General features: G+C 70.2%; 19 protein-coding genes. 7 read left to right on the forward strand and 12 right to left on the reverse strand.

Annotated features, from left to right (window positions below):
* Window positions 1-43 precede the first annotated feature (43 nt).
* On the forward strand, window positions 44-676 hold the full coding sequence (gene purN, locus ACFYTQ_RS12570) for a phosphoribosylglycinamide formyltransferase (protein ID WP_387360194.1): 633 nt from the start codon (window positions 44-46) through the stop codon (window positions 674-676).
* Window positions 673-2,235: a bifunctional phosphoribosylaminoimidazolecarboxamide formyltransferase/IMP cyclohydrolase gene (gene purH, locus ACFYTQ_RS12575; RefSeq protein WP_387359867.1), complete on the forward strand. Its 1,563-nt coding sequence runs from the start codon at window positions 673-675 to the stop codon at window positions 2,233-2,235. The genes purN and purH overlap by 4 nt, the downstream gene beginning before the upstream one ends.
* 244 nt (window positions 2,236-2,479) lie before the next feature.
* Here purH and ACFYTQ_RS12580 read toward each other — a convergent pair whose 3' ends face one another.
* The 5 genes from ACFYTQ_RS12580 to rpmB are packed head-to-tail and all read right to left on the reverse strand — an operon-like array spanning window position 2,480 to window position 3,992.
* Entirely contained in the window at window positions 2,480-2,947 is a 468-nt protein-coding gene (locus ACFYTQ_RS12580; protein ID WP_387359869.1) for a hypothetical protein, read from the reverse strand.
* 48 nt (window positions 2,948-2,995) lie between these two features.
* Window positions 2,996-3,250 (reverse strand): 30S ribosomal protein S18, encoded by a 255-nt coding sequence (rpsR, locus tag ACFYTQ_RS12585; protein WP_040695439.1) that lies wholly within the window; start codon window positions 3,248-3,250, stop codon window positions 2,996-2,998.
* Between the two features lie 36 nt (window positions 3,251-3,286).
* Window positions 3,287-3,592: a 30S ribosomal protein S14 gene (rpsN, locus tag ACFYTQ_RS12590; protein WP_387359871.1), complete on the reverse strand. Its 306-nt coding sequence runs from the start codon at window positions 3,590-3,592 to the stop codon at window positions 3,287-3,289.
* Window positions 3,592-3,756 (reverse strand): 50S ribosomal protein L33, encoded by a 165-nt coding sequence (gene rpmG, locus ACFYTQ_RS12595; RefSeq protein ID WP_387359873.1) that lies wholly within the window; start codon window positions 3,754-3,756, stop codon window positions 3,592-3,594. Before rpmG ends, rpsN begins: the two co-directional genes overlap by 1 nt.
* Window positions 3,756-3,992, reverse strand: a complete 237-nt coding sequence (rpmB, locus tag ACFYTQ_RS12600; RefSeq protein ID WP_387359875.1) for a 50S ribosomal protein L28 — start codon at window positions 3,990-3,992, stop codon at window positions 3,756-3,758. The genes rpmG and rpmB overlap by 1 nt, the downstream gene beginning before the upstream one ends.
* A 100-nt stretch (window positions 3,993-4,092) precedes the next feature.
* Here rpmB and mrf point away from each other — a divergent pair, with 100 nt between their 5' ends.
* The 3 genes from mrf to rpmF are packed head-to-tail and all read left to right on the forward strand — an operon-like array spanning window position 4,093 to window position 5,854.
* Window positions 4,093-5,388 carry a ribosome hibernation factor-recruiting GTPase MRF gene (gene mrf / locus ACFYTQ_RS12605; RefSeq protein ID WP_387359877.1) on the forward strand — a complete coding sequence of 432 codons (1,296 nt, stop codon included), beginning with the start codon at window positions 4,093-4,095 and terminating at the stop codon, window positions 5,386-5,388.
* Window positions 5,389-5,392: 4 nt separating this feature from the next.
* On the forward strand, window positions 5,393-5,677 hold the full coding sequence (locus ACFYTQ_RS12610) for a type B 50S ribosomal protein L31 (protein WP_387359879.1): 285 nt from the start codon (window positions 5,393-5,395) through the stop codon (window positions 5,675-5,677).
* 3 nt (window positions 5,678-5,680) lie between these two features.
* Window positions 5,681-5,854, forward strand: coding sequence for a 50S ribosomal protein L32 (gene rpmF / locus ACFYTQ_RS12615; RefSeq protein WP_387359881.1), 174 nt, complete (start codon window positions 5,681-5,683; stop codon window positions 5,852-5,854).
* A 318-nt stretch (window positions 5,855-6,172) separates the two neighbouring features.
* Here the strand turns inward: rpmF and ACFYTQ_RS12620 are convergent, their stop codons facing one another.
* Window positions 6,173-7,132: a DUF1906 domain-containing protein gene (locus tag ACFYTQ_RS12620; protein WP_387359883.1), complete on the reverse strand. Its 960-nt coding sequence runs from the start codon at window positions 7,130-7,132 to the stop codon at window positions 6,173-6,175.
* Between the two features lie 174 nt (window positions 7,133-7,306).
* Here ACFYTQ_RS12620 and ACFYTQ_RS12625 point away from each other — a divergent pair, with 174 nt between their 5' ends.
* The gene (locus ACFYTQ_RS12625; RefSeq protein ID WP_387359885.1) at window positions 7,307-8,101 is read left to right on the forward strand and encodes a VOC family protein; all 795 of its coding nucleotides are present in this window, start codon (window positions 7,307-7,309) and stop codon (window positions 8,099-8,101) included.
* Window positions 8,102-8,315: 214 nt separating this feature from the next.
* Window positions 8,316-9,020, forward strand: a complete 705-nt coding sequence (locus ACFYTQ_RS12630; RefSeq protein WP_387359887.1) for a hypothetical protein — start codon at window positions 8,316-8,318, stop codon at window positions 9,018-9,020.
* A gap of 101 nt (window positions 9,021-9,121) precedes the next feature.
* On the opposite strand, the gene ACFYTQ_RS12635 is transcribed toward ACFYTQ_RS12630, so the two are convergent.
* The 6 genes from ACFYTQ_RS12635 to ACFYTQ_RS12660 form a co-directional block, all read right to left on the reverse strand.
* The gene (locus ACFYTQ_RS12635) at window positions 9,122-9,616 is read right to left on the reverse strand and encodes an MHYT domain-containing protein (protein ID WP_387359889.1); all 495 of its coding nucleotides are present in this window, start codon (window positions 9,614-9,616) and stop codon (window positions 9,122-9,124) included.
* A gap of 11 nt (window positions 9,617-9,627) precedes the next feature.
* Window positions 9,628-9,873 carry a hypothetical protein gene (locus tag ACFYTQ_RS12640; protein WP_387359891.1) on the reverse strand — a complete coding sequence of 82 codons (246 nt, stop codon included), beginning with the start codon at window positions 9,871-9,873 and terminating at the stop codon, window positions 9,628-9,630.
* Window positions 9,874-9,883: 10 nt separating this feature from the next.
* Window positions 9,884-10,516 (reverse strand): ATP/GTP-binding protein, encoded by a 633-nt coding sequence (locus ACFYTQ_RS12645; RefSeq protein WP_387359893.1) that lies wholly within the window; start codon window positions 10,514-10,516, stop codon window positions 9,884-9,886.
* Window positions 10,517-10,601: 85 nt separating this feature from the next.
* Window positions 10,602-10,976: a DUF742 domain-containing protein gene (locus tag ACFYTQ_RS12650; RefSeq protein ID WP_387359895.1), complete on the reverse strand. Its 375-nt coding sequence runs from the start codon at window positions 10,974-10,976 to the stop codon at window positions 10,602-10,604.
* Between the two features lie 8 nt (window positions 10,977-10,984).
* Window positions 10,985-11,401 (reverse strand): roadblock/LC7 domain-containing protein, encoded by a 417-nt coding sequence (locus ACFYTQ_RS12655; protein ID WP_387359897.1) that lies wholly within the window; start codon window positions 11,399-11,401, stop codon window positions 10,985-10,987.
* Window positions 11,398-14,892 (reverse strand): ATP-binding protein, encoded by a 3,495-nt coding sequence (locus ACFYTQ_RS12660; protein ID WP_387359899.1) that lies wholly within the window; start codon window positions 14,890-14,892, stop codon window positions 11,398-11,400. The genes ACFYTQ_RS12655 and ACFYTQ_RS12660 overlap by 4 nt, the downstream gene beginning before the upstream one ends.
* Window positions 14,893-14,895 lie beyond the last annotated feature (3 nt).

Here is a 14,895-nt window from a genome sequence, read left to right on the forward strand (position 1 = left end):
GCACACAGGGAGTAGAGCGCTGACGACCTCGCCCGCCCAGTTGGTGCCGCCGACCGCGCCCGCCTCCGTCGTCGTGCTCGCCTCGGGCACCGGATCGTTGCTGCGCGCGCTGATCGAGGCGACCCGCGCGGCGGACTACCCGGCCCGCGTCGTGGCCGTCGGCGTCGACCGCGCCTGTGCCGCAACCGAACACGCGACGGCCGCGGACATCCCGTGGTTCCGGGTGGCGCTCGGCGAGCACGCCGACCGGGCCGCCTGGGACGTCGCGTTCACCGAGGCCGTCGCCGCGCACGCACCGGATCTGGTGGTGTCGGCGGGCTTCATGAAGATCCTCGGTCCGGCGTTCCTGCACCGCTTCGGCGGTCGCATCCTCAACACCCATCCCGCGCTGCTGCCGTCCTTCCCGGGCGCGCACGCGGTGCGGGACGCGCTCGCCTACGGCGTGCGGGTGAGCGGTTCGACCGTGCATCTGGTCGACGGGGGCGTCGACACCGGACCGATCCTCGCGCAGGAGGCGGTGCCGGTGCGGCCCGACGACGACGAGGCGGCGCTGCACGAGCGGATCAAGGTCGTCGAACGACGGCTGCTGGCGGAGGTCGTCGCGGCCGTCGCCACCCGAGGCATTGTCTCCGATGGACGAAAGGCAGTTATCCCAGATGAGCGAGTTCTCCGGTGAGTGAGCGCAAGCCGATCCGCAGGGCGCTGGTCAGCGTCTACGACAAGACGGGCCTGGTCGAGCTGGCCACCGGGCTGCACGCCGCGGGCGTGGAGCTGGTGTCGACCGGTTCGACCGCGGGCCGCATCGCCGACGCGGGCATCCCGGTGACCAAGGTGGAGGACCTCACCGGCTTCCCGGAGACCCTCGACGGCCGGGTGAAGACCCTGCACCCGCGGGTGCACGCGGGCATCCTGGCCGATCTGCGCAAGCCCGAACACGCCGAGCAGCTGACCGAACTGGGTGTGGCGGCGTTCGAGCTGGTGGTGGTCAACCTCTACCCGTTCACCGCGACCGTCGCCAGCGGCGCGACCCCGGACGAATGCGTCGAGCAGATCGATATCGGCGGCCCGTCCATGGTCCGCGCCGCGGCCAAGAACCACCCGTCGGTCGCGGTGGTCGTCGACACCGGCGACTACGACGACGTGCTGACCGCGGCGAAGTCGGGTGGCTTCACCCTGGCGGAGCGAACGGCCCTGGCCGCCAAGGCTTTCCAGCACACCGCGAGCTACGACGTGGCGGTGGCGAGCTGGATGACCAACGTCCTCGCCGCCGATCCCGAAGCGGGACAGGCGTTTCCGGCCTGGCTCGGCGGCACCTGGACCCAGGAGTCGGTGCTGCGCTACGGCGAGAATCCGCATCAGGCCGCCGCGCTGTACCTGAACGAGTCCGGCGAGCCGGGCCTGGCGCAGGCGAAACAGTTGCACGGCAAGGAGATGTCGTACAACAACTACACCGACGCCGACGCGGCGTGGCGGGCCGCCTGGGATCACAACGCGCCCGCGGTGGCGATCATCAAGCACGCCAACCCCTGTGGCATCGCGATCGGCGCGGACATCGCCGAGGCGCACCGCAAGGCGCACGCCTGCGATCCGGTGAGCGCCTTCGGCGGCGTCATCGCGGCCAACCGCGAGGTGACCGTGGAACTGGCCGAACAGGTCGCCGAGATCTTCACCGAGGTGATCGTCGCCCCCCGCTACGCCGACGGGGCGGTGGAAGTGTTGCAGCGCAAGAAGAACGTGCGCATCCTCGTCGCCACGCCCCCGCGTCGCGGCGGCGCCGAACTGCGCCCGATCAGCGGCGGCGCGCTGTTGCAGCAGACCGATATCGTCGACGCCGTGGGCGACGATCCGGTGAACTGGACCCTGGTGTCCGGCGACGCCGTGGATACGGCCACCCTCGCCGATCTCGAATTCGCTTGGCGCGCATGCCGTGCCGTGAAGTCGAACGCGATCCTGCTCGCCCACGACGGCGCGTCGGTGGGGGTCGGCATGGGACAGGTGAACCGGGTCGACGCCGTCCATCTGGCGGTGCTGCGGGCCGGTGACCGGGCCAAGGGCTCGGTCGCTGCCTCGGACGCCTACTTCCCGTTCCCGGACGGTCCGCAGCAGCTGATCGCCGCGGGCGTGAAAGCCATTGTGCAGCCGGGTGGTTCGGTGCGCGACCAGTTGACGATCGACGCCTGCCGGGAGGCCGGGGTGGCGATGTATCTCACGGGAGCGCGGCACTTCGCGCACTGAGGCGGGCGGGCGAGGAGCCCTGCGCGGCATGTGAACTCCGCGCAGGGGCCTCGTCATCCAGGCGCCGGGCCCTAGCCATCCCGACTCCCAGGTTTCGTCAGTCACCTCGGCCGGTACGCCGGGGACTACCGACCAGGGAAACTATCACCTTCGCGAACAGCGCGAGTCAGGCGCGATGGCTATAACGCCAGTCCGGCGACATTGTGTGATGTACGTCACTGTGAAAGGTGTGTGTTCGGCGTATTCACCTGGCGCTGAGCACCTTTCGATCGCCCAAGGGCTTCTTCAGCGGCACCTCGAGGGTGCCGAACACGGCGATCATGGTGCACATTCGCCCGGCCGCCTCGGGCAGCGTGCCCTCGCGCAGTTCGATGGTCACCGTGCTGTCGGTCTCGGTGGTGCTCGCGTCCACGCCGTAGCACTCCGGCGAGCCGACCTGGAAATTGATCGCGACGCGATTGCGGTCGGCGGCGATCCGCGTCCAGCTGTCGAACGGGACGGGGTGCGCGTTCACGATCGCCGGATTCGCGGTGAAGAGGCGGCCGGGTTCCGGGGTGGTCTGCTCGGTGGGCGTGCTCGGGGCGGCGGACGGCCCCGCGCTCGTACCGCCTTGGCCCCCACCGTCGTTCGATCCGCCACAGCCCGCGGCGAGCAGCGTGAGCAGGGTGGCGACGGTGGCGGCGGCGCGCCGCGATCCCGGGATCGGCTTCATGGCTCGTCACCCTAGTGGCTCGCCGACGCGGCCCGGCGGCCCGTCCGGCTACCGGCTGGTGAACGGCAGCAGCGCCATCTCGCGGGCGTTCTTCACCGCGACGGCGACCTGCCGCTGCTGCTGCGGGGTGAGGCCGGTGACGCGGCGGCTGCGGATCTTGCCGCGGTCGGAGATGAACGTGCGCAGCAGGTTCACGTCCTTGTAGTCGACGGTCTCGACACCGGCGGCGATCAAGGGGTTCTTCTTCGGGCGGCGCGCCTGCTCGGCACGGACCTTCTTCGACGGTGCTCGCTTCACGGCCATGTCGGTTCCTTATCGTTCACGAGTATCTGCGGAGGTCTACCAACTCGATTTGTGCACACCGGGAAGCTCCCCTCGATGGGCCAGCTCACGAACCCGGACCCGGGAGAGACCGAACTTTCGGAGATGCCCGCGGGGGCGTCCATCCGTGGCGTCCCGATTGCGCAATCGTACCGGACTGGCATCGCGCGGCAGCCGTTGCAGGGCGAGCTGCGCCGCCGCGCGCTGGTCGTCGGGCGTGGTCGGCTTGCGGAGGAGTTCCTTCAGTTCGGCGCGGCGCTCGGCGTAGCGGGCGACCACGGCCCTGCGGTGCTCGTTGCGGTGGATCTTGGACTTCTTGGCCATCAGCGCTCCTCGCGGAAGTCGACGTGCCGGCGCACGACCGGATCGTATTTGCGCAGGATCATGCGGTCGGGGTCGTTGCGGCGGTTCTTGCGGGTGACGTAGGTGTAGCCGGTGCCCGCGGTGGAGCGGAGTTTGACCAGCGGGCGAATCTCGTTGCGCGCCATCAGATTCGCTCCCCGCGGGCACGCAGCCGGGCCACGACCGCCTCGATCCCGTCGCGGTCGATGGTCTTGATGCCCTTGGCCGAGACGGTCAGCGTGACGCGGCGGCCCTCGCTGGGCAGGTAGTAGGTCTTGCGTTGGATGTTCGGATTCCAGCGGCGATTGGTCCGGCGATGCGAATGCGATACGGACTTGCCGAAACCCGGCGCGCGCCCGGTGACCTGGCAGTGGGCCGACACGGTACCTCCTCTAGATGACAATCGTTTTCGACAACGGCTCCTCGACACTGTAGCGTGAGCGGCGAGGTAAATGAAAACCATTGTCGAAAGGGGTCCGGTGATGTCTCGACCCGACCGCCGCACACCCGTCGTGCTGCTGGCCGGACTGCCGGGCCACGCCGCGGCCGGGGTCGACCAATTGGCGCGGGCGCTGCGGGACGCGCCCGGCACCGTGGTCGTCCGGCACGAGCTGACGGACCTTCATGAGGGGATCGTCCGTCGCACCGTGTCCGAGGGCGGCCGGGACGTGACGACCGTGCACGAACTGGCGCACGGCTGCGTGTCGTGCACGCTGCGCGCGGATCTGCTCCCGCTGCTGTGCCTGCTGGCGGCGCGGAAGTCCGTGCGGCGCATCGTGATCGCGCTCGATCCGGCGTTCGAGGCCGAGGCGGTCTGTCACGCGATCACGACGATCCCGGTCGCCGGGGTGATCGGGCGGGTGGACGGTCCGGCCGGGCGCGATGTCCGCGTCGAGGCGGTGCTGACCTGCCTGGATGGGCGCGCGTGGCTGGCCGACGCGCTGAGCGACGACGCGCTGGCCGATCGCGGCCTCGCCGACGCGGACGACGAGCGGACCGTCGCGCAGCTGGCCGTCGGACAGGTCGAGATCGCCGACGCCGCGATCGTGCTGGCCGCGGACGAACTCACCGAGTACGACCACACCCGGCTCGCCGCCGTGCTCACCCGCTTGCTCCCGCGCGCGCCGGTGGCATGGGTCGGCGACCCGAACGAGTTGGGCCGCAACGAGTTCGACGCGCTGCTGGCACTGGTGCCGCCGGACGCGCGCCGCGGTCGCGTGCTCGACGCGCACGCCCCGCTGCTGCGCGGACAGCCGCCACTGGAGACCGACTCCGGTGTGACGCTGTTCGAATTCGCGGCGGCGCGGCCCTTCCATCCCGAGCGGCTGCACGAGGCGCTCGACGTCCTGTTCGACGGCGTGGTGACCGCGCGCGGCCGGATCTGGCTGGCGACCCAGCCCGACGAGGTGGTCTGGCTCGAGTCCGCGGGCGGCGGCCTGCGGGTCGGCGGGGCGGGCCGGTGGCTCGCGGCCATGGATGCGGAACAGGTGCGCCGGGCCGACCCCGAGCGGCGGGCGCTGGCCGCGCTGCGCTGGGACGAGCACTTCGGCGACCGCGACATCTCGCTGTCGATCCTGACCTGCGACGCCGATCCGGACGAGATCCGGCGGGCGCTGCACTGGGCGCTGGTCGACGACGCCGAACTGCTGCTCGTGCGCGGCGCGCCGGAGCAGGTCGCGGCCTGGCCCGACCCGTTCGGCGACTGGCACGAAGATCCGTGCGACACAACCGAATCCAGCGCCGCCTCAGCCGCTGAGCGGCGCGCGAACGAAAGGTAGGACGGTGCGTTCCGGCATCCATCCCGACTATCACCCCGTCGTGTTCGAGGACTCGAGCACCGGCAAGCGGTTCCTCACCCGGTCCACCGCGACCTCGGATCGGACCGTGGCATGGTCCGACGGCAACAGCTATCCGCTGATCACCGTGGACGTCACGGCCGACTCGCATCCGTTCTGGACCGGGGCGCATCGCGTGCTCGACACCCAGGGCCGGGTCGAGAAGTTCGAGCGGAAATACGGCGGACGCGTTCGCGCACGGGCGAATTCGTCCGTCCGGAAGCAGGGCTGAGCCGTGGCTGTGCCGAAGCGGCGGATGTCGCGCGCGAATACCCGCAGCCGCCGGGCCCATTGGAAGGCGACGCCGCCGGACCTGGTTCCGATCACCGTCGACGGGGTGGTGCGGCGCGTGCCGCGGCGACTGATCGCGGCGGTGCGGCGGGGGCTCATCGATCCCGGGAAACTGTAGCGAGGGATGTGCTGGGCGGGGCGGGCTCGGAGGGGTCGCCGGCCCGACGTGCCCGGCGACTCGTTCGGCGCATTTGTCCGCTCCAAGCGACCGGTGAGCTACTCGGACATTATCATCGACGTGGGGCGATGAAACCCGTTGCGGTAGCAGTGGAATAGCTGCCTGGTGAATTACCTACTGGCGGTTGGTTTCTCGGCAACGAAAAAGTCCACTCGAAGTGATGAAATCGTGTCCCGGCGGCGGTACTCTCGTCGGCGAGGGCGGGTTCTTCCGAACCTTCGGAAGAACCCGCTCATCGCCACTCCGGCGCTCGCTCGGCTATCTCCCCACCTCGCCGCCCCGGCCCGGTCGCGGCAGCTCGTCCAGCAACGCCTCGATGCGGTTCAGCCCGTCGGTGACGGCCGTGGCCGGACCGCTCAGCAGCGACAGCGGCCACGGCCAGTGATGCTGCGACAACCGCTCCACCTGCTTGCTCAACTCGGCGGTGGTGGCCTCCAGATCGCTTATCTCCGTGCGCAATTCGCTGATCTGCGCCAGCGCCGCCGCCAGCCCGTCCACCACCGTGCGATTGTGCCCCGCGGCGTCCGTGCCGAGCTGCGGCCATCCGGCCAGGCCGGGCCCGCGCAGCTGGGTCTGGACATCGCGCAGGATCGCGTCCTGTTCCGGGGTCACGTCCGAATCCTCCCTCTCGATGACATCCCATTGGCCGAATTCCTCGGCCTCGGCCTTGTTCACATCGCACACCACGCCCGCGACCAGCACCTGCTGTCCGGTCTGCGAGAGTTGCCGCCGCGGTTCGAGATTGCCGCCCGACCACGCGACCGTCTGCCAGGCCCACCGCGCCGTGCCCGCGTCCAAGGCCCGGCTCACCGGCCAATATCCGCCGTAGATCCCCACATTCGCGCGGCCCAGTACGCTCGCGGCCCCGTCCAGATAGGCGTTGATCGCGGCCTGCTGCTCGGCGGTGGCGTCGAAGTCGGCGGAGAAGTAGATCGGGCGATCCGGGCCGCCGCCACAGCGCAACACCTGCTCGAGTCCGGCGCGGGCGTCGGTCACCCCGGCCGGGTAGCCCTCGAGCATGCGGGTCGCCGTGGTCTCCCAGGTCGCCGCGATGGACACACCGTGCGCGCGCAGGTCGGCGGCCTCCTCGGGAGTCAGCTGCTTGCCCGGCAGCGTCGGTCCGCCGGGCGTGAGATAGCGGACGACGAAGTCGTAGCCCGCGGCTCGGATGGCACTGCCGCCGGGGCGGGCCGCGGCGTAGTCCAGGCCGAAACGCATGGTTCCCACTGTAATTCGCGTGCCGTAGCCCCGCGGACGCGCGGGGGGAACCGCGGCCGAAACGCGATCCGGGACTCGGCGCGCCGAATATGTCGGTGTGTGGTGATTCACTACTTCTGGCTGTGATGGGTATCACGTTCGGCGTGGTTACCCCGAGACGAGAAGGAGTGCGCAATGGCTGTTCGGAACGAGGCATGGCCCGCGGGCACACCCTGCTGGGTGGACTGTCAGGTCGATGATCCGGTCAAGGAGAGTGAGTTCTACGCGAGCCTGTTCGGCTGGGAGATCCAGGGCGGGGACGCCGAGGCGGGCGGTTATCTGATGGCCCTGAAGGATGGGCGGGCGGTCGCGGGCATCGGCCCGAAACAACAGGCGGGCACGCTCTCGGTGTGGACGACCTATCTGGCCGCCGACGACGCCGACGCCGTGGCCGAGAAGGTGGCGGCGGCCGGGGGTCAGGTCATGGTCCCGGCGTTCGACGTGCTCGACGCCGGGCGGATGGTCGTCGCGGCCGACGCGACGGGCGGGGTCTTCGCCGTGTGGGAGGCCCGCAACCACACCGGGGCCGCCGTCTACGGCGAACACGGCTCCTACTGCTGGAACGAATTGCACACCAGGGAGTTCGAGGCCGCCCAGAAGTTCTATGCCGAGGTGTTCGGCTACTCCTACGAGGACGTCGGCGACGGCACGACGATGCGCTACGCGATGTTCACCCCGCCCGGCGCGGACCACGCCGCGGGCGGGATGAACGATGACACGGTCACGCTGGGCGAACCCATGCCCAGCTACTGGCTGACCTGGTTCCAGTACGACGACGTGGACGAGGGCGTGCGCCGCGCCGAGGAATTGGGCGCGTCGACGCTCATGCCGGTGAGCGATTCGCCGGTGGGCCGGATGGCCGTCGTCGCCGGGCCGCAGGGGGAGACGTTCGGGCTCATCGACACCAACGTGCGCGTGGGCGAGATGTAGGCGCCGCCGAGTCGGCGAGCTGAGGGTTTGCCAGCTCTCGGCTCGGTGCCGCATGCGCGTTTGCGGACTGTTAACACACTCGGCACAATTTTGGCGGCTTCTTGATGGGCTTCGTTACTGAACGGTAATAATAGCGGGACAACATGGTCGCGGGTCCAGTTGCTGGGCCTGCGCGCCGGGAGTGGTGGCGCACCTGCTTCAGAAAGCGATCGGAATGAAGTTCACGAAGTTCGCCGCGACATCGGCACTGGTCATCGCGGCTCTTGGCATCTCGGCCGGAACGTCCTACGCGGAGCCGGCCGCGCCGCCCGCCTCGAACGAGACGCTGCGCACGGATATCGCGCCCGGCATCCACTACCAGGCCAGCCTGGTCGACCACTCGGTGGTGATCGGCACCGACAGCGGTTCGCTGGCCGCGCGCGGTGATCAGTTCCAGGTGCTCGACGGCGATGGCCGAGTGGTTGCCGCCCTGCCGTTGAGCTATCAGCGCGACGGTCTGCGCTTCCCGATCGCGGCGTCGGTCGACGGCAATACCGCCACGCTCACCCCGAGCACCGACCCGCTGCGGGCCACCCCGGTCGACGCCACCGCCAATCCGAATTTCAATCAGGCCGTGAGCAACCTGTCCAGTGAGGTGGCCATCGGCGTCGCCGTCGGCACCCTGATCGGCACCGCGATCGGCGCGGGCGTCGGCTGTATCGCGGGCGGCGTCGTGTCCGGCCTCGCGGGCGCGGCGATCACCATCGGCACCATCGCCGTCCCCGCCGCCATCGGCGGCTGCCTCGTCACCGGCGCGGCCCTGGCCGCCATGGGCGCCGTAGCGGGCACCATCCTCATCGGCGGCCCCGTAGCCGCCGTAGCCCTCTTCCAGTTCTTCTCCGACATCAACACCCCACCGGCCCCCGCCCCCGCCCCCTGACCCCAGCCCCACGAACCCAGCCGCACCCCTTATCTGGATCCGCACCCGTTTCAGCGCCCTGCAACGGGTGCGGATTCGAATAAGGGGTGCGGCTGGGTTGGTCAGCGGGTGGGGACGGGGTGTCGGGTGGGGGTGCGGCGGGTGCGGTCGGGGGCGACCAGGACCGCCGTGATGGGGATCGCGAGGGAGAGGGTGCCGAGGACGAAGACCGGGACGAACAGGGTGAACAGGTCGTCGCCGGGGGGTGGGGGTGCGGCGGGGTCCAGGCGGACCCGGACGCCGGCGAGGCCGAGGTAATGCAGGCCGCAGACGGCGATCGCGAAACCGATTGCCACGCCGACGAGTACGAGCATGGGGTGCGGGCGCGTCGTGGTGAACAGCACCAGCGCGGCCGCCGCGATGGCCAGCACGGTCGCGCCGAAGGCCCCGAACGGATTGAGCGACACCGAACCCTGCACCCGGATCGCGTTCATGCCCAGCAGATGCATGAGGCCGAGCCCGAGGCCCGCCACCGCGCTCCCGGCCGCCAGCCGCGGCAGGGCGGGTTCGCGCCCGACGATCAACAGACCACCCAGGACCGAGACCACCGCGAGCACCGCGGCGATGATCAGTGGCCCACGCTGTATCGGATCACGCCGCGCGACACGTCGACCCCCAGCATGGTCACGTACACGGCCAGCCACGTCCCCACCGCGCCGATCGACACCGCCGCAGCGGTCAACCACACCAGCCGGAACTTGGCCGTCACCGACATCATCGACTGCCGGACGCAGGCAAGGCCCACCAGCGCGCCCGCGGCCGAAACCCCGAGCGAGAGCACCTGCACCCACAACCCCATCGCGAAATAACTCAACACCCGGCCCCTAGTTCTGTTTGACTGCCTCGCGCTGCGCCGCCTTGAGCCGCTGGATCGCGTACTCGGTCACCGCGGCCAGCGCTCCGCGCACCTCACCCGCGTCGCGGGCGTCGATATCGACGATCGGCACCCCGTCGCGCACCGACAGCGCCTCGCGCATCTCGGTGACGGGGAAGCGCGGCGCCTCCGGAAAACGATTGACCGCCACCAGGAACGGCAGATTGCGCGCCTCGAAGAAGTCCACCGACGCGAAACTGTCCTCGATGCGCCGCGTGTCCACCAGCACCACCGCACCGATCGCGCCGCGGATCAGGTCGTCCCACATGAACCAGAACCGCCGCTGCCCGGGCGTGCCGAACAGGTAGAGGGTGAGGTTGCCCGGCAGGATGATCCGGCCGAAATCCATGGCGACCGTGGTGGTCTCCTTGCCGGGCGTGGCGGACAGGTCGTCGATGCCGTCGGACACGCCGGTGACCATCGCCTCGGTGCGTAGCGGCACGATCTCGGAGACCGCGCCGACGAAGGTCGTCTTGCCCACGCCGAAACCACCGGCCACCACGATCTTGGTGGAGGCGGTCCGGCCGTCGGGGTCCGCGGCGAACGGATTGGGTTGCTGGGTGGGAGGAGTCAGCTGCGGCATGAGGGAATTTTGGATCGGTTCCGGGGGGTCGGGTGGCGAGAATGACGAATTCGGGCTGGTAGCTGTCCGTTTCGATAAGTTCGGCTCAGAGTGCACGCAGTCCACGCAGGGTCCTCTCCATCAGGTCGCGCCGCTCGTCGAAGGTGGCATTCTCGCTGAGTGTGGTGTGGACCCGCATTGTTCCGGCCACGACCAGATCGCCGATCACGACGCGGACCATGCCCAGGGGCCGCTGCATGTGGGCGGCGATCTCCGCCACCGACAGCCGGGCCGTGCCCAGTCGCAGGATGTCGGTGCGGATATCGCCCAGGGGCCAATCGAATTGGTTGGCGTAGGGCAGCGTCTCGACCACCGCCTCGAGCGGCAGATCGACCGCGGGTTCGGTCCGGCCTGCGGTCAGCGCGTAGGGGCGGACGCGGGTGGTGGGCCGTCCGGAACCGGCCCCGAGGGAACTCGACATCGCACTCTCTAGACCGCCGAGCGGGCCGTGGCTTGCACGACCGAACCGACCCGATCGGACAACAGCGCCATCTCGTAGCCGATGCGGCCGATGTCGTGCTGCTTGTTCGCCAGGACGGCCAGATGCGAACCGTTGCCCACGCTCATCACGAGCAGGTAGCCGCGCTGCATGTCCACGATCGACTGCATGACCTTGCCGCCGTCGAACAGCTGGGCCGCGCCCGAGGCCAGACTCGCCAGTCCGGCGGTGACCGCCGCGAGCTGCTCGGCCCGGTCCGACGGCAGATGCGGGCTGGTGGCCTGCAACAGCCCGTCGGTCGAGACCAGCACCGCGTGCGACACGCCCGGGACATCACGGGTGAAGCGGGTGACCAGCCAATTCAGATTCTCGTCCGTCTCGTTCGCGGACTGCTGGGGGTCGATCATGCTGGGCCTCCGTCGTTGTGCTGGGCTTCCGCGCGTCCGCTCCGGACGCCACTCAGATGCCTGGTCAGATTGGTGCGGATTTCCTCCGGATCGGGAGCGCCGGACTTGGGCGTCGTGTCGAGCCCGCCGGGCACCAACTGCGCCCCCGGCCGACGGATCGGCAGCCCGCCCTCGGTGCGCTGCGCGGGGGTCGGGGCCGACGCCTCGGCGGCCGCCGCCCACCCGGCGTCGGCGGGAGTGGACCACACACTCGCGGGCCCGCTCGACGACGGCTCCACCAGCCACTCCGAGACCATGCGCTGATAGATAGGCGAGTCCCCGCCCACCGAATCGTCCCCCCCGGCCCATTTCCCGAGCGCGTCCTCGCCGGGCCCGAAGAGATTGTCCGCCTTGCCCGTTCCGGTCTGGGCGTGTCCGAAGCCGCCCGTGTCGGTCGTTCCGGTCTCGCCGCGTCCAAAGTCGCCTGTGTCGGTGCGGGTTTCGCTGCGCCCGAAGTCACCTGTGTCGGTGCGGGTTTCGCTGCGTCCGAAGTCGCCCGTGTCGGTGCGGGTTTCGTCGCGCCTGACGTGGCCGGTGTCGGTCGTTCGGGCTTCGCCGCGTCCGAAGCGGCCCGTGTTGGTGGTTCCGGTCTCGCCGCGCCCGAAGCGGCCCGTGTTGGTCGTCCCGGTCTCGGCGCGCCTGAAGCCGCCCGCCTCGATCGTTCCCGGCTGGGCGTGTCCGAAGTCCCCCGCCTCGGCTTCGGTCTCGCCGCGCCCGAAGTCGCCCGCCTCGGGTGTTGCGGCCTTGGCCCGCGCGGCGTCGCCCGCCTCGGCTGGTGGCGTATCGCGCCTGCCGAAGGGGTTGTCCGCTCGTGTGTCCCGTTGTCCGAAGGCATCGTCCGCTCGGGTCGCTCGGGTGTCCCTTTGTCCGAAAGCATCCTCCGGTCGCGGCGGGCGTGGGTCCTGTTGGCCGAACATGTCGTCGTCGCCGCGGGCGAAGCGGTCCCCGGCAGGGGTTCGCTCGGGGCGGCCGAATGTGTCCGGGGTGCGGGGGGATTCGGATTCGGGCTGTTCGGGGCGGCCGAAAGGGTCCGGCGTTCGGTCGGATTCGGGGCGGGGCTGTTCCGCGCGGCCGAAGGCGGCCGAGAAGGCTCCCGCCGCTCCGGTGTCGCGGCGGCCGAAGGTGCCCAGGAACGCGGAGTTCTCGCGGTCGCCGGAGGCGGGGGAGTCCTGGCCTCGTCGGGTGAAGAAGTCCGGGCGCTCGGGCGCGTCGCCGCGGGCGACGACGGACTCCGGGCGCGTGGTGGGGTCGTCGCCGGATTCGCCGCTCGGCCACGGGAACGCACCGGCCGCCTGGGTCTGTTCGGGGTCCTGGCGCGGGAAGTACTCGGTGCGTGGCAGGTCCGCGGGATCCGGTTCGGCGAAGAAGTCGGTCGCCGGGTGAGTGGTCTGCTCCGATTCGGCCGGAGCGGAATAGCCGCCGGTGAGCGCGGATTCGCGATGGGTGAACAACTCACCCGTGTCGCGATGGGTGAACAGGCCGTCGGGGAACCGGGATTCGGGCTGCTCGGCCGCGGCGGCGGCCCCGAAGTCGGCCGCCTCGCCCGGACGACGTTGCGGCAGACCGGTTTCCGTGCGGGCGAACAGACCGGTTTCCTCGGGCCCGGACGGACTCGGGAACGGCGCGATGACCTGCGGCCCGGTGCCGTGCTCCGGCGACGCGGCCACCAGCGAACTCGGCAGATGCACACTGGCCGTGACGCCCGCCTGCTGACCCGCGCTCGCGGTGCGCCGCAGACTCACCGTGACCGAATGCCGCTTGGCCAACCGGCCGACCACGAAAAGCCCCATGCGCCGGGCGGTTTCGATGGTCACCTCGCCACCGGAGGCCAGCCGATCGTTGATCGCGCGCAGATCCTCCGGCGACATGCCCAGCCCGCGGTCGGTGATCTCGATGAGATACCCGCCGTCGGTCGCCCGCGTGACCGACACCGCGACCGGCGTATTCGGCGGGGAGTAGCGCAGCGAGTTGTCGATCAACTCCGCCAGCAGATGTTCGATGTCGACCGCGGGCTCACCGGCCACCATGCCGTCGGGCACCGTGCCGATCTCCACCCGCTGATAGTCCTCGACCTGAGAGACCGCGCTCCACAACATGTCCGACAACGGCGTCGGCGGCAGCATGCCGCGCCGCAACGCGGTACCGGCCAGCACGAGCAGATTGTCGCCGTTGCGGCGCATGCGGGTGGCGAGATGGTCGAGCCGGAACAGGCTCTGCAACCGTTCCGAATCGTCCTCGTCGCGTTCGAGGTCCTCGATCAGCGCCAGCTGCTGTTCGACCAGCGACTGACTGCGCCGCGACAGCGTCTCGAACATGTTCCCGATCTGCAACCGCAACCGAGCCTGATCGGCCGCCAGATACAGCGCCTGCCGGTGCATGTCGTCGACCGCGCGGGCCAGCTGCCCGATCTCCTCGGTGGTGTGCACGTCGACCGGGACGATCTCCGGCGTCGCCCCGCCCTCGCGCACGACCGCGAGTTCGTCGGGCAGATCAATGTGGGCCACCTGCAACGCGTCCCGCCGCAGCCGCCGCACCGGCACGACCAGCGACCGCGCGACCGCCAGGGCCAGCGCCAGGCCCACCAGCAGCGTGACCACCACCAGCGCCACATCGCGCAACACCGTGGTGCGCGCGTCGATCGACTGCCGCGACAGGCTCGAATCGATCCGTGCCGCAAGCTGATCGGTGGCCTCGTTGTAGGTGTCGGTGCTGATCCGCATCGAATCCGCCACGCCCGGAACCGCGATCGGCTCGACCGCGTTCTGACTCAGCGCGGCCAACCGGGTCTGGAGGGCGTTGAGCAGCACATCCGGTTTGACCGCCGAATCGGGCTGGATCGTCGCGTACTGGTTGATCATCGTCTGCTCGGCGCCCCCGGCGTTGAGCACCCGGGCCAGCGCGGCCGGATTCCCGCCGATCTCCCCGCCCACGATCAGCAGCTGCTGCTGGATGAACTGCCGCCGCGCGGCCGCCACCGCGCCGAGCTGATCGAAGTAGTGCTGGATCCGGGCGTCCTGCGGGGTCGGCAGCGCGGTGAGCGCGGTGTCCACGTGCCGGGCCACCTCGTCGGCCTGCTGCACGATCGTGGCGGGCGTATTGGCCCGCGGATTGTTGCGCAGATTCCGCCCGGCCTCGAGCGCCTGGGTGAGTTCAGTGGTGACGCGCTCGTCGCTCGCGGTGCTCTTGACCGTCGACTGCAACTCCGCCGAGGTCTGGTCGTAGCGCGTGGACGCCTGGTCGAGTGCCGCGTCGGTGACCCGCTCCCCGCCCGCGGCGACCGCGAGCGCGTCCGCGGCGGTGGCGAACGCCAGGGTGGGCCGGATGATGCGGGCCTGTTCGCTGGCGGTGTCCAACTGGGCGATGCGGCCGAGTTCGTCGCGGATGCGCAGGACCGCGAAGGTCGAGGCCAGAAGTACGGGCAGCAGCAACACGATGCCGACCTTGCTGGTCACGGA

The sequence above is a fragment of the Nocardia sp. NPDC004068 genome (genome assembly GCF_042874315.1).
GTDB lineage: Bacteria > Actinomycetota > Actinomycetes > Mycobacteriales > Mycobacteriaceae > Nocardia.

Excerpts from the sequence above, each read along its gene's own strand:
- ACFYTQ_RS12580 (WP_387359869.1), bottom strand. The coding sequence starts at position 2,947 with ATGAAGCCGATCCCGGGATCGCGGCGCGCCGCCGCCACCGTCGCCACC.
- rpsR (WP_040695439.1), bottom strand. The coding sequence starts at position 3,250 with ATGGCCGTGAAGCGAGCACCGTCGAAGAAGGTCCGTGCCGAGCAGGCG.
- rpsN (WP_387359871.1), bottom strand. The coding sequence starts at position 3,592 with ATGGCCAAGAAGTCCAAGATCCACCGCAACGAGCACCGCAGGGCCGTG.
- rpmG (WP_387359873.1), bottom strand. The coding sequence starts at position 3,756 with ATGGCGCGCAACGAGATTCGCCCGCTGGTCAAACTCCGCTCCACCGCG.
- mrf (WP_387359877.1), top strand. The coding sequence starts at position 4,093 with ATGTCTCGACCCGACCGCCGCACACCCGTCGTGCTGCTGGCCGGACTG.
- ACFYTQ_RS12620 (WP_387359883.1), bottom strand. The coding sequence starts at position 7,132 with ATGCGTTTCGGCCTGGACTACGCCGCGGCCCGCCCCGGCGGCAGTGCC.
- ACFYTQ_RS12625 (WP_387359885.1), top strand. The coding sequence starts at position 7,307 with ATGGCTGTTCGGAACGAGGCATGGCCCGCGGGCACACCCTGCTGGGTG.
- ACFYTQ_RS12630 (WP_387359887.1), top strand. The coding sequence starts at position 8,316 with ATGAAGTTCACGAAGTTCGCCGCGACATCGGCACTGGTCATCGCGGCT.
- ACFYTQ_RS12645 (WP_387359893.1), bottom strand. The coding sequence starts at position 10,516 with ATGCCGCAGCTGACTCCTCCCACCCAGCAACCCAATCCGTTCGCCGCG.
- ACFYTQ_RS12650 (WP_387359895.1), bottom strand. The coding sequence starts at position 10,976 with ATGTCGAGTTCCCTCGGGGCCGGTTCCGGACGGCCCACCACCCGCGTC.
- ACFYTQ_RS12655 (WP_387359897.1), bottom strand. The coding sequence starts at position 11,401 with ATGATCGACCCCCAGCAGTCCGCGAACGAGACGGACGAGAATCTGAAT.